Below are 14,169 nucleotides of genomic sequence, written 5' to 3' on the forward strand. Positions count from 1 at the left end.
TCCTTTACACATCTGTAATTATTGTTTTAGGTAACCCGAGCCCTCTTCCTTTAACAAGCGTGCTATCACAGGTGAAAGAGCGATTTAAATTAGATCTCTCTGATATGATCTATAAAGTCGCTAGGTTCGACAACCCCTATTAAAGTCTTATGCAACATAATCTGTCCTGACCTGTCGTAAAAAACTAACGCGGGAGGCCCTATAATATTGTAGGTTTTGTTTAACGCTTTTGCTGGTTCGTCATTTTTAGTGACATCCACTTTAATTACTTTAAAGGCGCTTAAGGATTGTTGAACGGAAGGGTCGGAAAATGTCACCACATCAAGCTCAACACAAGCCACACACCAATCCGCATAAAAATCTAACATCACCGGTTGCTGCTTAGCATGGGCATCCGCCAGTTCTGCCGTTAATTGTTCAGGCGTGAAGACCTTAATAAACGCCAATGTCTGCGGTGCTTGTGCGCTTGAGCCCGCAAACGCCTTGAGTGGATAGATCAAACTATTCCCCCCCGCCAACGCACCAGCCATTAAGGCAATGGCATAAAGCAAAATGACGATCCCTAGCCCCTTGGCCAGCTGTAGTTTTGCGGTTTCTTTTGTTGAGTTAGATAGCACGCCCAAATAAACAGCCGAGACAATCAGAACCAACGCCGTTAGCCACATAGTCACAACGGTTGGCACGATACGGTCTAGCATCCAGATGGCGAGAAGTAATAACAACCCCCCAAATACCGCTTTAACCTTATCCATCCAAAGTCCTGCATGGGGTAACAGTTTACCGGCCGAGGTTCCAACCAGAATAAGCGGCACACCCATACCAAGGCTCATACTAAACAGCGCGCTCCCACCTAAGACAGGATCCCCCGTTTGGCCGATGTAGATTAAAGCACCCGCTAACGGGGCCGCCATACAAGGCCCCACAATCAAGGCGGACAACAGTCCCATAATCGCCACGCCGGCGATGGTGCCCCCTTTTTGACTATTACTCGCTTGGCTCAGCTTGCTTTGTACACTGTTAGGCAGCTGCAGCTCATAAAATCCAAACATCGACAGTGACAGGAGGACAAAAATAAAACTAAACGTACTAATGATCCAAGGGTTTTGAAATAAGGCTTGCAGGTTTTCGCCAAACAGCCCTGCAAAAATACCGGCCAAGGTATATGTCACAGAGACCGCCAGCACATAAACAACGGACAACGACAAGCCTTTCGCGGCAGTCACCTTTTGTCCTTGGCCAGCAATAATACTGGAAAGAATGGGGATCATCGGGAAAACACAGGGGGTAAAAGATAATGCTAATCCCGCGATAAAGAACGCACCTAAGGTAACAAACAGGTTGCCTTGACTCAGCATCTGCGCAAACTGGTCTTGCTCACTCAATACAACCGGTGTTGTTGAAGTAGCATTGATAGCCGCCCCCGTATCCGGTGCAACAGTGTTATCGGGATCTATCGTCGGTGTCTCGGGTTGCGCTGGCGCCGGCTGAATCCCGACAACCGCGACCTCTTTGGTCACAGGTGGATAGCAAATCCCACCCTCCCAACACCCTTGGTAGGTAACGGTTAAAGTGTCATCGACATTTAGCTCACTGGTACTGGCAAGGTCAACGTTAACTTCAGCACGGTTATGGTACACCCAAACTTGACCAAACAGCGGGTCATCTTTCTGCTCTGCCGGACTGTTCTGCCGTGTCAGAATGCGGGTATTTGCACCGCTTTTTAACTCTATTCTGTCACGGTAAAGATAATAGTTATCAGGAATATCCCAATACAGATTAAGTCGATTACCCTCTTGAATCTGACCAAAGACAAACGCCTTTTCGACCTCTAAAGGCCCTTTTTCAGAAAATGGGTTAGCATCAAAAAGCCCCGCATTCACCGACTGCGTCATACTGAGTAGTAAGATAAATATGAACTGTGTGAACGTGCTTCGTTTAAATAAATGAAAGACTGAGATTCCCATTTAGCGCCTATTGTCCCGATAAAAATTCAATAGCTGTATAGACCACGTTTATTTAATTGAGTTCTAAAACCTGACATAAAAGGTTAAATAAACGACCTAAATCCGTTAAAGCCGAAGTGTATCATGGCTAATCCTAGGGACACATTCCCCGATTACCCCTCCAATCGTCAATTGTTATGCATTTAGATGCAGAATAGGCCTTATTCACACTTATAACCGTAGTGTGTTTATGGTAAAAAAGGCGACACATTTACAAAGATTTTAGACAGCCAACAATTCTGACACTTTATTATGGATATTAGGCTCTCTATAGCAGGAAAAGTGATAATGACCGATATACGCGTTGACGATTTAAATATCCAATCAAATACCGTCCTAATCTCTCCGGACGTTTTAAAAGCAGAGATGCCTATTTCAGAAAAAGCGGCGTCTGCTGTACTTACTGGCCGATCTGTCATTCGTGACATTCTTGATCGCAAAGACCCTCGCCTTTTTGTTGTAGTGGGTCCTTGCTCAATACATGACACCGAAGCAGCGCTTGAGTACGGTAAAAAACTTGTCGCACTTCAGGAGCAGGTTAAAGACTCTTTGTATTTGGTTATGCGCGTCTATTTTGAAAAGCCACGTACCACGGTTGGCTGGAAAGGGTTAATCAACGATCCTCATCTAAATGATTCGTTCGAGATTGAAGAAGGTCTGCATATTGCACGCAAACTGCTTATCGATCTATCGGAAATGGGCCTACCTTTAGCGACTGAAGCCTTAGACCCTATCTCACCACAATACATTCAGGATCTTATTGCGTGGTCGGCAATCGGTGCCCGTACAACAGAGTCACAAACACACCGTGAGATGTCATCAGGCTTATCCTGTGCTGTTGGCTTTAAAAACGGAACCGATGGTGGCTTAAGCGTTGCAACCAACGCACTTAAGTCAGTTAGCGCGCCCCACCGCTTTTTAGGGATCAACGCTGAAGGTCAGGTATCGATTGTTCACACTAAAGGCAATCAGTATGGTCACGTTGTTCTGCGTGGTGGCGGCGGAAAACCTAACTATGATTCAGTTAATGTCTCCCTTTGCGAGCAAGCATTAGAAAAAGCCGGCCTTGCCAATAACATTATGATTGACTGCAGCCATGAAAACTCAAGTAAAGACCCTGCATTGCAGCCTTTAGTTGCAGAAAACGCGGCTAATCAGATTCTTGAAGGCAACAAATCAATTGTTGGTTTGATGATTGAGAGCAACCTCGGTTGGGGTAATCAATCCATTCCTGAGAATTTAGACGATCTTGTCTACGGCGTATCAGTGACCGATGGCTGTATTGACTGGGATAGCACCGAAAAGTGCTTAGTCGGCATGCATGAAAAACTCGCTAACATTTTACCTAACCGATAAGCATCGGTTTAGAAAGTGCGCATTCAGCTAACTGGGTGCGCATTTTTATCATTTAGACCTAACCTACGCATAACCTCACGTCTACCAGCTACCCCCTAGCAAGTCACCATGTACCATCTGATTAAACAGCGTGACAACCTCAGGCGAGAATCGATAACCCTTTTCACTGTTAATTCGGCCCAGCGCTTTTGAGACGGCTATTTTCGTTTTTTGATCTTTTTTTGCTTTATGAAAACACTGCTGATAATAACGAATCAACGCAATGATCATGCTCCCTTTGTTAATTTGCTCTGCGGTTAAACCTAAAGGGCCAAGCCCGTCATAACGCTCATGGCTCTGTTCAACAATATCCGCGGCCTCACACCATTGATCTGATAAGCGTAAAAAACCGGACGCGAACGTTAACTGCTCTAACGCTTTAGCTTTTTCCCAAGGCTCACACCTCAGTGGTATATCAAATACAGGCGATGACACAAAACGCGCGCCCAATGCTTGAAAATAAAACGCCGCCCTTAACTGATCATCCGCTACCGGCTTCGCCATCAGCTCATTAAGCTTAAAGCACAAGCCCAATAACTTATCTTGATCTCCCGGCTGCTGAATCGATTGCCCTCTAACCTGCTTTGCCACCAAGGCCATAAAGACTAAAGCATCAAACCTATCTTTGGGTGCGGGAATAGATTCAACCTCAACCGGGGTTACTTGCTGCGCTAAACGCTCAAGTACTTGGGTGCTGGAGCCGGAACTGCCGGTTAAAATCCCTGACAAGCTCTCTAAGGTGGTTTGTATCACCCGATCACGCATAGACATAGGTGCATCACAAACATGCGTTACCGCTTTAAGCAGGACCTCCACATGGATATCGGACGTAGACCCCGTTGACATAACCTCAGCGATCAACTGCTCTAGACGTGCAAAGACAAAGGTCATAAATTCGCCCTGGGGCGGGGTATATAAACAGGTCCCTTTTCTAATCTGGTCGACCAAGTCCTCTAATCTATGACATACATCGGCAATACCATCCAGAAACACCATCTGAGAGTTTCCTTTAACCGAATGAACGGCACGAAACATCTCATTAATCACCTCTTGGTCATATTGCTGATCTAGCACGCTAAAACAACGTTCAAGCTCCTCCATCGCCTCTTTAAAACAGCTATAGAACTCGCGCTGAAGCTCTAGATCAAGGCTCTTAAACGTGTCGATCGTAGGTGCTGTCATTAGATACCATTCAGATTATTAAAAAAGCAGGCATAAAAAAAGGATAGCAAAGCTATCCTTTTAAACGAAATATAAAAGCACAATTATTCGTCAGGCATCGCTTTTGCTTGATCTGTGTTTTCATAAATCAGAATAGGATCGTTATCACCTTCAATAACACCCTCATCAATCACGACTTTGCTCACATTTTCCATGGATGGCAGCTGATACATAATATCTAGCAGCGTTGCTTCCATGATTGAGCGTAAGCCACGGGCACCCGTTTTACGCTCTAATGCTTTTTTAGCAATCGCATCTAACGCTGATTGGCGGAAATCGACTTCAGCACCTTCCATATCAAACAGAGCAGCGTACTGCTTAGTCAGACTGTTTTTAGGCTCAGTCAAAATCTGAATCAACGCAGATTCATCAAGCTCACCTAAGGTCGCAATCATCGGCAAACGACCAACGAACTCAGGAATAAGGCCATACTTAACAAGATCTTCAGCCTCAAGCTCTAATAAGCTATCTGAAACTGTTTTCTCTTCGTCTTTGCCTTTAACGATAGCACTGAAACCAATCGAGCCTTTCTCAGAACGATCACGGATGATGTTTTCAAGGCCGGCAAATGCGCCACCACAAATAAACAGAATGTTTGAGGTATCAACCTGCAAAAACTCCTGTTGTGGATGCTTACGCCCACCTTGTGGCGGTACAGAGGCAACCGTACCTTCAATCAGTTTCAATAACGCTTGCTGAACACCTTCACCGGACACGTCACGTGTGATCGATGGGTTATCTGACTTGCGTGAAATTTTGTCAATCTCATCAATATATACGATACCAAGCTGTGCTTTTTCAACATCGTATTCACACTTCTGAAGCAGTTTTTGAATGATGTTTTCAACATCTTCACCAACATAACCCGCTTCGGTTAGCGTCGTAGCATCAGCAATGGTAAAAGGTACATTCAACAGACGTGCTAAGGTTTGCGCTAGGAGTGTTTTACCACTCCCTGTCGGGCCAATAAGCAGAATGTTACTTTTACTCAGCTCTACATCTGATTTGCTATTTTTCTGGAAACGAAGACGTTTGTAGTGGTTATAAACCGCTACCGCTAATACTTTTTTAGCGCGATCTTGACCAATAACATACTCATCTAACGCAGCACTTAATTCAGCCGGCGTAGGTAGATGATCACTTTCTTCTTGTGGCTCCGCATCCTGAATCTCTTCACGAATAATGTCGTTACATAAATCAACACATTCGTCACAGATAAAAACAGATGGTCCGGCGATCAGTTTCCGTACTTCATCTTGGCTTTTACCACAAAAAGAACAGTACAGCAGCTTGCCGCTATCATCACCGTCATTACCTTTGATTTCGTCGGTCATTCGACTTCCTCGTTTATTCTAGTTCGGACTTATACTCAATATGGTCAAACCACCGACGCTTTCAACGCGTAGGCGGAAAGCGAGAGATCGATTATGGTTTGAGTATAGTAAAAATATTAACGCCTACTTATCAGTCCGTGTTTCGACGATCCAATACTTCATCAATCAAGCCGTATTCTTTGGCAGCATATGGGTCCATAAAGTTATCGCGATCCGTATCACGTGCGATAGTCTCAAGATCCTGACCTGAGTGCTCAGCCAATAATGTATTTAACTTATTACGAATACTAAGAATCTCTTTTGTATGAATCTCAATATCTGTAGCTTGCCCTTGATAACCACCTAAAGGCTGATGAATCATCACGCGAGAGTTTGGCAACGCAAAACGCTTGCCTTTAGCGCCACCGGTCAATAGGAAGGCACCCATACTTGCCGCCTGTCCCAAACACATCGTACTTACATCCGGTTTGATAAACTGCATCGTGTCATAAATAGACATACCTGCAGTAACGGAGCCGCCCGGTGAATTAATATACAGATGGATATCTTTATCTGGGTTTTCCGCTTCTAGGAATAGCAACTGCGCTACCACTAGATTTGCCATATGATCTTCTACAGGACCTACTAAAAAGATCACACGCTCTTTTAAGAGACGGGAATAGATATCATAGGCTCGTTCACCACGTGCAGATTGTTCAACAACCATAGGAACAAGACTGCTTAGGATATCAGCACCACCCTTTCCAAAATCCGTCATCTATCACTCCTTAAACGGAAACATTTTTAAAACCAAGCTCTCGATAATACTACGTTAATTCGGCCTAAGAAACCGATCATATAGATGAAATTTATTACTTTTATCTATATGCGGTAACAGAAAACAAAACAAACGAATAAATAAAACCGAGAAATAAAGCACTTAGAAGAATTAATTAGGCGTAAATAAAAAAACGACAGCCGCACAAACGAACTGTCGTTTTAAAATCTATTTAGCTTAAATAGAGATTATTCAGCTTCTGGCGCTGCTGGCTGTTCAGGCTTGATTGCATCTTCATAGCTTACAGTTACGTCAGCTACTTTAGCTGCTGCAAGCAATTGATCTACAACCTGCTCTTCAAGAACAAGCCCTTTAATCTGGCCTAGCATCTCTTCGTTACCCATGTACCAATCGATAACTTGCTGAGGATCCTGATAAGTTTCAGCCATCTCTTCAAGCGTTTCACGAACACGCGCTTCATCCGCTTCAAGTTCGTTAACCTTGATGACCTCTTGCATCAACAAACCAATTTTAACACGGCGATCCGCTTGGTCTGTAAACATCTCTTTTGGTAAAGCACTTGGATCCATATCTGAATCAGGGCCAGCAAACTGCATAACGGCCTGACGGCGCAAGTTATCAATTTCACCATCAACTAACGCAGAAGGTACATCAATCGCATTAAGTTCTAGTAATTTGCTGAACACTTGGTCCTTAAGTTTCATCTTAAGTGCTTGCTTCAGCTCACGTGCCATGTTTTTACCTACTTCAACACGGAACGCTTCTTCAGTTTTGTCTTCAAGACCAAACTTAGAGAAGAACTCTTCGTTAAGCTCAGCTAGAACCTGTTCAGATACGCTTGCAACCTTAACCTTGAATACTGCATCTTTACCTTGCAAGTTTTCTGCTTGGTAAGATTCAGGGAACGTAACCTTAACTTCAACTTCATCACCGGCTTTTGCGCCAACCAAACCTGCTTCAAAACCAGGAATCATTGTGTTTGAGCCTAGGACTAGGTCCATGCCTTCGCCTTTACCACCATCAAAAGCTTCGCCATCGACAAAACCTTCAAAATCGATGCGTACACGGTCTTCTAGTTTAGCTTCACGCTCAACTTCAACCCAATCAGCTTGCTGCTTACGCAACGTCTCAATCATATGATCAAGGTCGGCATCTGTTACTTCAGCACTTTTCTTTTCAATTTCAACTGAAGAGAAGTCTGCTAGTTCAATCGATGGGTACACTTCAAATTTAGCGGTGTACTCTAGGTTTTCACCTTCAACATCTTTTTTGAAATCAATTGACGGTGTGCCCGCTGGATTAATCTCTTCCTGCTGAAGTGCCTGGTAGAAGCTCTCTTGAACTACCTGACCCAAAACCTCTTCACGAATACCTTTACCATAACGCTGTTTAACAACTTTGACAGGTACTTTGCCTGGGCGGAAACCATCGATTTTAACTGTACGTGCTGTCTGCTGGATGCGCTTAGTAACATCCTGATCGATGCGCTCTGCTGGGACGGAAATCGTCATCAGACGCTCTAGGCCAGAAGTCGTTTCAACGGAAACTTGCATGTAATGCCTCACAAATAAAAAATGCTTGTATCAATAATCTTCAACAGACCGACGAATCATTCATAGCGCCGCTTGATCTGCACAGTACTCGGCGAGCCCGAGTGAAATCAAAGCGCGAAATTTTCCGGCAACGGGGCTAATTAGTCAAGTTTGAGAGCAAAATAATTTAAAGAAAGTAAAAAACAATTAGGTAAAGACAGAAACAGAAGGGGTTTATGATTTATAACAGAAATGAATTTAATGCAGAGGGATATAAGAAAAAGAAAGGTAAATAAAAATGGTGCGGACGGAGAGACTCGAACTCTCACACCTTGCGGCACCAGAACCTAAATCTGGCGTGTCTACCAATTCCACCACGTCCGCGCACTGTGTTTCGCTTATTATACAGCGAATTTTTCGCTAAAACTAATCATCATCAAAGTATCGTAAATGGTGCGGACGGAGAGACTCGAACTCTCACACATTGCTGCACCAGAACCTAAATCTGGCGTGTCTACCAATTCCACCACGTCCGCATATACGGTACTTCTTTTCTCTATGTAATGGGGTGGACAATGGGGCTCGAACCCACGACCGCCGGAATCACAATCCGGAGCTCTACCAACTGAGCTATGCCCACCATAATATTCTCTATACTGACAATGGTACGCCCACCAGGACTCGAACCTGGAACCTACGCCTTAGAAGGGCGTTGCTCTATCCAGTTGAGCTATAGGCGCCCGACTCATCGTCAGTCCTTAATAATTCATCATTTAGAAACAACATTTGTAAGCTGTTTTTAAGTGCCTCGTCTTAAGGAGGTGCGAATAATATACAGCTCTAATTTCAGCGTCAACCCTTTTTTTATCCAAGAAAATAAATGAGTTAGATTGCTCAACTTATGTGCAGAGACGGTTATTTTACGTACAAAAAACCACCCTCCTTTCACAAAAAACCATCAACTACTTATTTCATAAGGAAGAAATGCGATTTTTATCGTTTTATTTTCCCAATCTAATTACCAAAAGGCGCTTGGAGCTAAATCCTAACCATGAGAGAATTGTGCCAGTTATATTTTTTACTAAAGGAACCTCCCTTTAATGAGCGCACAGATAATTGATGGCAAAAAAATTGCCGCTGAAGTACGTCAAAAAGTTGCTGCCGGTGTGCAGCAACGTTTAAATGACGGGAAAAAAGCTCCTTGTTTAGCCGTCATTCTTGTGGGCATGGATCCAGCCTCACAAGTTTATGTACGCCACAAGAAAAACGCCTGCAAAGAGGTCGGTTTTGAATCCCGTTCATACGACCTCCCTATAGAAACAACACAGCAGGCACTACTTGAACTTGTAGATGAGCTTAATGAAGATGCGAGCTGCAACGGCATTTTGGTGCAGCTACCTTTACCTGACCATCTAGATGCAAATGAAATACTCGAACGCATTCGTCCAGAAAAAGATGTCGATGGCTTCCACGCATTCAACCTAGGACGTTTGGCGCAACGTATGCCGGTATTACGCCCCTGCACCCCTAAAGGTGTTATGACGCTACTCGCATCGACCCAGCAGGACCTTCATGGCATGGAAGCGGTTGTCGTTGGCGCATCTAACATTGTGGGCCGCCCAATGGGGCTGGAACTACTTCTCGCCGGCTGCACAGTAACAACCACCCACCGCTTTACCCGAGACCTTGAGGCTCATGTACGCCGTGCAGACTTAGTCATTGTCGGCGTAGGTATCCCTAATCTCGTCAAAGGGGAATGGATTAAAGAGGGTGCGACCGTTATCGACGTCGGTATCAACCGTTTAGATGATGGCCGATTAGTGGGCGACGTTGGCTTTGATGAAGCTGAAAAACGCGCGGGCTTTATCACCCCCGTACCCGGCGGCGTAGGCCCTATGACGGTGGCAACGCTTATGGAAAACACGCTCGAAGCAGCTAACAAACAGGACGCGTTGACCTAGTCCACGCCATAAACAAAAAAGGCAGCTAAACGCTGCCTTTTTATCCGGTTACACGCTTAACTTTCGCGGAACCATGTTGTCCCTTCGCGCGTATCTTTCAAGATAACCCCTTGCGCAGATAATTCATCACGAATACGATCCGATTCAGCAAAGTTTTTGGCTTTTTTAGCCTCTGCCCGTTGCTGAATAAGCGTCTCGATCTCATTACTGCTCAACTCACCTTCTTTATCCTCACCTTTCAAAAACGCAGCAGGATCCTGTTGAAGTAAACCCAGAATACCACCTAAGCGTTTAAGCTGAGCCGCCAACATACCGGCATCAGGTGTACCTTCACGGGAGGCTTTGTTTAATTCATTTACCAACTCAAAAAGAACTGATATAGCTTTAGGTGTATTGAAGTCATCATCCATCGCCTCAACGAAACGGGCATCAAAGTCGTTTTCAATGACCGTATCATTAATCTCTACCCCTCTCAGCGCCTGATAGAAACGCTCGAGCATTACCCGTGCTTCTTTTAAGCTATCTTCGCTGTAATCGATGTAGGTACGATAATGCACCCGGGCAAGAAAGAAACGCACAACCTCTGCGTTATACTTTTCTAGCACATCACGAATGGTAAAGAAGTTGCCTAAGGATTTAGACATTTTTTCTGAGTTAACCCGCACAGGACCCGCATGCATCCATGTGTTCACATAGGTACAGCCATTAGCCGCCTCAGATTGTGCTATCTCATTTTCATGGTGAGGGAAAGGAAGGTCTGGCCCGCCCCCATGAATATCAAAGGTATCGCCTAAGCAGCACTTAGACATAGCGGAGCATTCAATATGCCACCCAGGACGCCCTTTACCCCAAGGCGAATCCCAACTCACTTCACCCTCTTTTGCCGCTTTCCATAAGACAAAATCCAACGGGCTTTCTTTCGCCGCTTCAACACCAACACGCGCACCTGAGCGCAGCTCATCAATGTTTTTATTGGTCAGCTTTCCGTAACTGGCAAACTTTTCAACCCGGTAATAAACATCACCATTTGAGGCCGGATAAGCAAATCCCTTTTCAATCAGTGTCGCAACAAGGGCGATAATGTCATCAATATGTGCAGTCGCACGTGGCTCTTGGCTCGGACGTAAAACCGATAATTTAGCCTCATCTTCATGCATAGCTGCGATCATACGCTGCGTTAACTGCTCAGGGCTTTCGCCATTCTCAGCAGCACGTTTGATAATTTTGTCGTCAACGTCGGTAATATTGCGCACATAATCAACATCCCACCCCTGGGAACGCAGATAACGGGTGATCACATCAAACGCCACCATCACGCGCGCATGACCGATATGACAAAAGTCATAAACCGTAATCCCACACACATACATTTTTATTTTTCCCTCATTAAGAGGCACAAAGGGGGCTTTTTCTTTACTTAACGTGTTGTAGATCTGCAGCATGATTCGTAACTTATTTAATTCAACGGCTTATAGAGGAAGCGTATTGTAGATGAATTCGTTTTCATCTGCGAGGCGATCCTTATCTATAAACCAAGGTCAGGTTGGATTTTTAAACGCCCGATGCTGACATCTAACAAGGGACTTTTTTCACTGGTTAAAATCAACTCGTTGCTATCCCCTAACGGATTCCAAGCAATCGCTTCCCATTGCGCATAAGGGTACAACTTGATTCGTCTCGCTCTATCCCAGAGCAGCTGCTGTTCAACCGGTATCAGCCAGATAAATGACTGCCCAAAGATTAAGTTTTTATCATACCCCAGCAAAACTAAGCGCCGCGACAGTGGATCAAAGTCGGCGCCAGTGATCAGGCCATCAACCTCATAAACCTGTTCAGAGCTAACCGTTTGATCTGCCGCAGACTTATCTAAGCGATACAGATTAGTTTTCTCGTTGTTCCAGTTTTTAGTAAACAGCCACAGTGCGTCATCAACAACGGTCAACGCCTCACAATCAAAGCGGTGATTTTTACGGGGCCCTAACGCAGGAAAGTCGGCATAACGGATATTCATACGCAACGCCTCAACACTACCCTCATGGTCCACCGCTAACAGCGAGGTCCATGCAACTTTATAGATCTGTACAACCGCGCGCCTTGCCCTATTATTGCCGCAGTCGGCTATATATAAGTATTTATCATCTTGGGCCAAGGATTCCCAGTCGACATTTTTTGCACCACGGATGGTTATTTGCTTTGCAATTGCATGCTGATCATTGATCCCATAAACAACCGCATCACCGCCACTATCGTTAACGGTCCAATTGAGGCCAGCATACAGGGCAAGACCTGATGTTTCCTGCACGACCGTAGGCCAGGATACGCGTGTAATATCGCCTTCAACTAACGGCGCCTGCGGCTCCCCATCAAACGGTGCACAACCGGCCATCATAATGGACAACGAAAGAAAAGCGCGCTTGGCGCCTTTTAATATGCTCATACAACACCCTGAGTAAACCAAACGGAGATCATTAAGTCGGATCATTTTGTTAAATTGAACGATTAAGCACTAGACCTTTGTATAAAAAACTGCAAGGATTCGCTACCGCTGATTATAAAAAGAACAGGGTATCGCAAAGCATGGAGAAGGAAACACAAAAAAACATGGATGCTGACAGCACATTTTACCCAAAAATTGGCGCCCCTGCGCCCTTAACCGATAGCCAATCGGTGCCTACTCAGCAGCTGACGCTATTGGAAGCCCTGCCCTACCCTGCGTGGATTAAAAATCGACGCGGAGAATACCTTTACGCAAATAACGCATACGCAGAACTGATTGGCGTTCCCGTTGCGACCATAAAGGGACGGACCGATCGACAACTGTTCCCAAAGTTTATCCAAGATCAATTAGCCGATTCTGATGCCCTCGTCTTTCACGAGAAAGAGACAGTCGAGTTAGATAATATCTACCTGCACTCCACCGCAACAAAAACATACTGGGTCAGTAAATCGCCGCTAAAAAACAAGTCGAACCAAGTCACCGGCATCATCGGCTTGATAAAACAGCGCAAGAACCTGAGTCCTAACGAAACATCACATAAAGACTTAGCTGCCCATGCCATAAAACACAGTAATGAAGCGGTTATCATTACTGATGCAGAATTTAAAATCACGTTAGTTAACCCTGCGTTTATACGCATTACTGGTTTTTCCGCCAGCGAGATCATTGGCTCACCCGCCTCAATCATTAATGCAAACTGGCTTGCCACTGAGTTCATGGAAAGCATTAAACACCAGCTGCATTACCATGGTTGCTGGGAAGGTGAAACGTGGAACCGTAAAAGGAATGGGCAACTGTACAACGAAAAAGTCAAAATCTCGGTTATTCGCTCAAACACTGGCGAGATCACCCACTATATTGGCCAGTTCGTTGATAATACCGAGCAAAAACAAACCCAGGAAAAACTCGAGTTTTTAGCCTTTCATGATGCTTTAACCGGCCTCGCAAATCGCGCGCTCTTCCTGGACCGCGTCAGCCAAAGCATCCATCAATCTAATCGAAACAATACGCGCTGCGCGGTTATCTATCTCGATCTTAATGAATTTAAACCATTAAACGACACTTACGGCCACCCTTTTGGCGATAAGGTCCTCATTCACGCAGCCCAGGTTATCAAAGAGGCCGTGCGCAAAGTAGATACGGTCTCACGTCAGGGCGGCGATGAGTTTTCAGTCTTACTCGAGGAGACCCCGTCGATTGAGGGAGCGGTCATTGTGGCGCAAAAGATCATCACCTCCATACGACAAGCCTTTGTGATTGATAATATTAATGTCAGCATTGGCGCCAGCGCCGGAATCGCCGTTTATCCAGAACACGGAAGTGATGCTGATAAGTTAATTAGCAATGCTGATAAAGCTATGTATGCAGCCAAATCCTTAGGCGGCAACGGTTATTACCTCTATAAATAACCTATTTGTACACGCGCCCCTTAATTCGCAACACGGATT

10 protein-coding genes and 4 tRNA genes are annotated in these 14,169 nt (G+C 44.9%); 3 read left to right on the plus strand and 11 right to left on the minus strand.

Translation table 11 applies throughout. The features are described 5' to 3' along the window. Window positions 1-89: 89 nt before the first annotated feature. A complete protein-coding gene (gene dsbD, locus A3773_RS14230) occupies window positions 90-1,964 on the minus strand; it encodes a protein-disulfide reductase DsbD (protein WP_067987181.1) in 1,875 nt (624 codons plus the stop codon). A 327-nt stretch (window positions 1,965-2,291) separates the two neighbouring features. Here dsbD and A3773_RS14235 point away from each other — a divergent pair, with 327 nt between their 5' ends. Further along, a complete protein-coding gene (locus A3773_RS14235; RefSeq protein ID WP_067987184.1) occupies window positions 2,292-3,359 on the plus strand; it encodes a 3-deoxy-7-phosphoheptulonate synthase in 1,068 nt (355 codons plus the stop codon). 81 nt (window positions 3,360-3,440) lie between these two features. Here A3773_RS14235 and A3773_RS14240 read toward each other — a convergent pair whose 3' ends face one another. The 8 genes from A3773_RS14240 to A3773_RS14275 all read right to left on the minus strand — a co-directional run bounded on the left by A3773_RS14240 (window position 3,441) and on the right by A3773_RS14275 (window position 9,003). After that, window positions 3,441-4,580 (minus strand): Hpt domain-containing protein, encoded by a 1,140-nt coding sequence (locus tag A3773_RS14240; RefSeq protein WP_067987186.1) that lies wholly within the window; start codon window positions 4,578-4,580, stop codon window positions 3,441-3,443. Between the two features lie 83 nt (window positions 4,581-4,663). Next, window positions 4,664-5,953 (minus strand): ATP-dependent protease ATP-binding subunit ClpX, encoded by a 1,290-nt coding sequence (gene clpX / locus A3773_RS14245; RefSeq protein ID WP_067987189.1) that lies wholly within the window; start codon window positions 5,951-5,953, stop codon window positions 4,664-4,666. A gap of 130 nt (window positions 5,954-6,083) precedes the next feature. Continuing rightward, entirely contained in the window at window positions 6,084-6,710 is a 627-nt protein-coding gene (clpP, locus tag A3773_RS14250) for an ATP-dependent Clp endopeptidase proteolytic subunit ClpP (protein ID WP_067987193.1), read from the minus strand. Window positions 6,711-6,958: 248 nt separating this feature from the next. Next, a complete protein-coding gene (tig, locus tag A3773_RS14255; protein ID WP_067987199.1) occupies window positions 6,959-8,284 on the minus strand; it encodes a trigger factor in 1,326 nt (441 codons plus the stop codon). A 278-nt stretch (window positions 8,285-8,562) separates the two neighbouring features. After that, window positions 8,563-8,647, minus strand: a tRNA-Leu gene (locus A3773_RS14260). 67 nt (window positions 8,648-8,714) lie between these two features. Next, window positions 8,715-8,799, minus strand: a tRNA-Leu gene (locus tag A3773_RS14265). 28 nt (window positions 8,800-8,827) lie between these two features. Then, a tRNA-His gene (locus A3773_RS14270) sits at window positions 8,828-8,903 on the minus strand. Between the two features lie 23 nt (window positions 8,904-8,926). Continuing rightward, a tRNA-Arg gene (locus A3773_RS14275) sits at window positions 8,927-9,003 on the minus strand. 360 nt (window positions 9,004-9,363) lie between these two features. On the opposite strand from A3773_RS14275, the gene folD reads away from it, so the two are divergent. Further along, window positions 9,364-10,224 (plus strand): bifunctional methylenetetrahydrofolate dehydrogenase/methenyltetrahydrofolate cyclohydrolase FolD, encoded by an 861-nt coding sequence (folD, locus tag A3773_RS14280; RefSeq protein ID WP_067987202.1) that lies wholly within the window; start codon window positions 9,364-9,366, stop codon window positions 10,222-10,224. 56 nt (window positions 10,225-10,280) lie between these two features. Here the strand turns inward: folD and cysS are convergent, their stop codons facing one another. Next, window positions 10,281-11,666 (minus strand): cysteine--tRNA ligase, encoded by a 1,386-nt coding sequence (gene cysS / locus A3773_RS14285; protein WP_067987205.1) that lies wholly within the window; start codon window positions 11,664-11,666, stop codon window positions 10,281-10,283. Between the two features lie 83 nt (window positions 11,667-11,749). After that, complete coding sequence (locus A3773_RS14290; RefSeq protein ID WP_067987207.1) at window positions 11,750-12,661, minus strand: hypothetical protein; 912 nt, start codon at window positions 12,659-12,661, stop codon at window positions 11,750-11,752. Between the two features lie 140 nt (window positions 12,662-12,801). Between A3773_RS14290 and A3773_RS14295 the strand changes: the two genes are divergently transcribed. Further along, entirely contained in the window at window positions 12,802-14,130 is a 1,329-nt protein-coding gene (locus A3773_RS14295) for a diguanylate cyclase domain-containing protein (RefSeq protein ID WP_067987211.1), read from the plus strand. Window positions 14,131-14,169: the final 39 nt, after the last annotated feature.

The organism is Neptuniibacter pectenicola, assembly GCF_001597735.1.
Lineage (GTDB): Bacteria > Pseudomonadota > Gammaproteobacteria > Pseudomonadales > Balneatricaceae > Neptuniibacter > Neptuniibacter pectenicola.

Coding starts and splice junctions, on each gene's coding strand:
- dsbD (WP_067987181.1), bottom strand. CDS start 1,964: ATGGGAATCTCAGTCTTTCATTTATTTAAACGAAGCACGTTCACACAG.
- A3773_RS14235 (WP_067987184.1), top strand. CDS start 2,292: ATGACCGATATACGCGTTGACGATTTAAATATCCAATCAAATACCGTC.
- A3773_RS14240 (WP_067987186.1), bottom strand. CDS start 4,580: ATGACAGCACCTACGATCGACACGTTTAAGAGCCTTGATCTAGAGCTT.
- clpX (WP_067987189.1), bottom strand. CDS start 5,953: ATGACCGACGAAATCAAAGGTAATGACGGTGATGATAGCGGCAAGCTG.
- clpP (WP_067987193.1), bottom strand. CDS start 6,710: ATGACGGATTTTGGAAAGGGTGGTGCTGATATCCTAAGCAGTCTTGTT.
- tig (WP_067987199.1), bottom strand. CDS start 8,284: ATGCAAGTTTCCGTTGAAACGACTTCTGGCCTAGAGCGTCTGATGACG.
- folD (WP_067987202.1), top strand. CDS start 9,364: ATGAGCGCACAGATAATTGATGGCAAAAAAATTGCCGCTGAAGTACGT.
- cysS (WP_067987205.1), bottom strand. CDS start 11,666: ATGCTGCAGATCTACAACACGTTAAGTAAAGAAAAAGCCCCCTTTGTG.
- A3773_RS14290 (WP_067987207.1), bottom strand. CDS start 12,661: ATGAGCATATTAAAAGGCGCCAAGCGCGCTTTTCTTTCGTTGTCCATT.
- A3773_RS14295 (WP_067987211.1), top strand. CDS start 12,802: ATGGAGAAGGAAACACAAAAAAACATGGATGCTGACAGCACATTTTAC.